The organism is Paeniclostridium hominis (genome assembly GCF_014306135.1).
GTDB lineage: Bacteria > Bacillota > Clostridia > Peptostreptococcales > Peptostreptococcaceae > Paraclostridium > Paraclostridium hominis.
Genome location: NZ_JACRWD010000023.1, coordinates 1 through 1,705 on the forward strand (window position 1 = coordinate 1; position 1,705 = coordinate 1,705).

Consider the following 1,705-nt stretch of genomic DNA (forward strand, 5'->3'; position numbering starts at 1 on the left):
GGGAATATGGCTCAGTTGGTAGAGCAAATGACTGTTAATCATTGGGTCACAGGTTCGAGTCCTGTTATTCCCGCCAATATGCTAGTGTGGCTCAACGGTAGAGCAGCTGACTTGTAATCAGCAGGTTGTAGGTTCGATTCCTATCACTAGCTCCAACGTGGAGGATTTCCCGAGCGGCCAAAGGGGGCAGACTGTAAATCTGTTGTCACTGACTTCGGTGGTTCGAATCCACCATCCTCCACCAACTTAACAATTAATGCGGATGTGGCGGAATTGGCAGACGCACCAGACTTAGGATCTGGCGCCTACGGCGTGGGGGTTCGACTCCCTTCATCCGCACCAATTGAAAAATAATGTGGGTGCATAGCTCAGCTGGATAGAGCAACGCCCTTCTAAGGCGTGTGTCCGGGGTTCGAATCCCTGTGCGCTCACCACATTCATAGGGGATTCGCCAAGTCGGTAAGGCATAGCACTTTGACTGCTACATGCGTAGGTTCGAGTCCTGCATCCCCTGCCAAATAAATAATGACCCATTAGCTCAGTCGGTAGAGCACCTGACTTTTAATCAGGGTGTCCCGCGTTCGAGTCGCGGATGGGTCACCAATAATGGAGAGGTGTCCGAGTGGTTTAAGGAGCTGGTCTTGAAAACCAGTGACTCCGAAAGGGGCCGTGGGTTCGAATCCCACCCTCTCCGCCAATTTAATTATGGAGAAGTACTCAAGTGGCTCAAGAGGATCCCCTGCTAAGGGATTAGGCTGGGTTAACCGGTGCGAGGGTTCGAATCCCTCCTTCTCCGCCAGTTATGTCGAGGTGTAGCGCAGTTTGGTAGCGCACGTGGTTTGGGACCATGGGGCCGGGGGTTCGAGTCCCTCCACCTCGACCAATATGTGGACCTTTAGCTCAGTTGGTTAGAGCGCCCGGCTCATAACCGGTAGGTCCGGGGTTCGAGTCCCTGAAGGTCCACCATAACAAAATAGGGGTGTAGCTCAGTTGGTAGAGCGTCGGTCTCCAAAACCGTGCGCCGGGGGTTCGAGTCCCTCCACCCCTGCCACTAAAAAGTTAAAAATTCTCGAGGTGTAGCGCAGTTTGGTAGCGCACGTGGTTTGGGACCATGGGGCCGGGGGTTCGAGTCCCTCCACCTCGACCAAATGAGGGCCTATAGCTCAGGTGGTTAGAGCGCACGCCTGATAAGCGTGAGGTCGCTGGTTCGAGTCCAGCTAGGCCCACCAAATGTTTGCCCAGATAGCTCAGTCGGTAGAGCAGGGGACTGAAAATCCCCGTGTCGGTGGTTCGATTCCGCCTCTGGGCACCATTTTTATGACTATGGCGGTATAGCTTAGTTGGCTAGAGCGTTCGGTTCATACCCGAAAGGTCACAGGTTCGACTCCTGTTACCGCTACCATCTAGGTTTATACTAAATAAGAACTTTGAAAATTAAACAGTAGGTTAATTATAAAAATTCTTTTTAAAGAATTAAACAACAAACAACCAAGCCAGATATTCAGATGATGATAGCTGAGCGATGGACAACTTTTATTTGAGAGTTTGATCCTGGCTCAGGATGAACGCTGGCGGCGTGCCTAACACATGCAAGTCGAGCGATTCTCTTCGGAGAAGAGCGGCGGACGGGTGAGTAACGCGTGGGTAACCTACCCTGTACACACGGATAACATACCGAAAGGTATGCTAATACGAGATGATATAT

16 tRNA genes and 1 rRNA gene are annotated in these 1,705 nt (G+C 51.5%); all 17 read left to right on the top strand.

Annotation, left to right across the window (positions count from 1 at the left end):
- Positions 1–76 (top strand) — tRNA-Asn (locus H8891_RS14865).
- A 4-nt stretch (positions 77–80) separates the two neighbouring features.
- Positions 81–155 (top strand) — tRNA-Thr (locus tag H8891_RS14870).
- 4 nt (positions 156–159) lie between these two features.
- A tRNA-Tyr gene (locus H8891_RS14875) sits at positions 160–244 on the top strand.
- A 14-nt stretch (positions 245–258) separates the two neighbouring features.
- Positions 259–342: transfer RNA gene (locus H8891_RS14880), tRNA-Leu, on the top strand.
- A gap of 15 nt (positions 343–357) precedes the next feature.
- Positions 358–434, top strand: a tRNA-Arg gene (locus tag H8891_RS14885).
- Positions 435–441: 7 nt separating this feature from the next.
- Positions 442–517: transfer RNA gene (locus H8891_RS14890), tRNA-Gln, on the top strand.
- A gap of 10 nt (positions 518–527) precedes the next feature.
- Positions 528–603 (top strand) — tRNA-Lys (locus H8891_RS14895).
- Between the two features lie 5 nt (positions 604–608).
- Positions 609–697, top strand: a tRNA-Ser gene (locus tag H8891_RS14900).
- A gap of 10 nt (positions 698–707) precedes the next feature.
- Positions 708–799 (top strand) — tRNA-Ser (locus H8891_RS14905).
- A gap of 7 nt (positions 800–806) precedes the next feature.
- Positions 807–883 (top strand) — tRNA-Pro (locus H8891_RS14910).
- Positions 884–889: 6 nt separating this feature from the next.
- Positions 890–966 (top strand) — tRNA-Ile (locus tag H8891_RS14915).
- A 9-nt stretch (positions 967–975) separates the two neighbouring features.
- A tRNA-Trp gene (locus H8891_RS14920) sits at positions 976–1,051 on the top strand.
- Between the two features lie 19 nt (positions 1,052–1,070).
- Positions 1,071–1,147, top strand: a tRNA-Pro gene (locus H8891_RS14925).
- A gap of 5 nt (positions 1,148–1,152) precedes the next feature.
- Positions 1,153–1,229 (top strand) — tRNA-Ile (locus tag H8891_RS14930).
- A 7-nt stretch (positions 1,230–1,236) separates the two neighbouring features.
- A tRNA-Phe gene (locus H8891_RS14935) sits at positions 1,237–1,312 on the top strand.
- A 13-nt stretch (positions 1,313–1,325) separates the two neighbouring features.
- Positions 1,326–1,402, top strand: a tRNA-Met gene (locus tag H8891_RS14940).
- 131 nt (positions 1,403–1,533) lie between these two features.
- Positions 1,534–1,705, top strand: a 16S ribosomal RNA gene (locus tag H8891_RS14945); the annotation flags it as partial.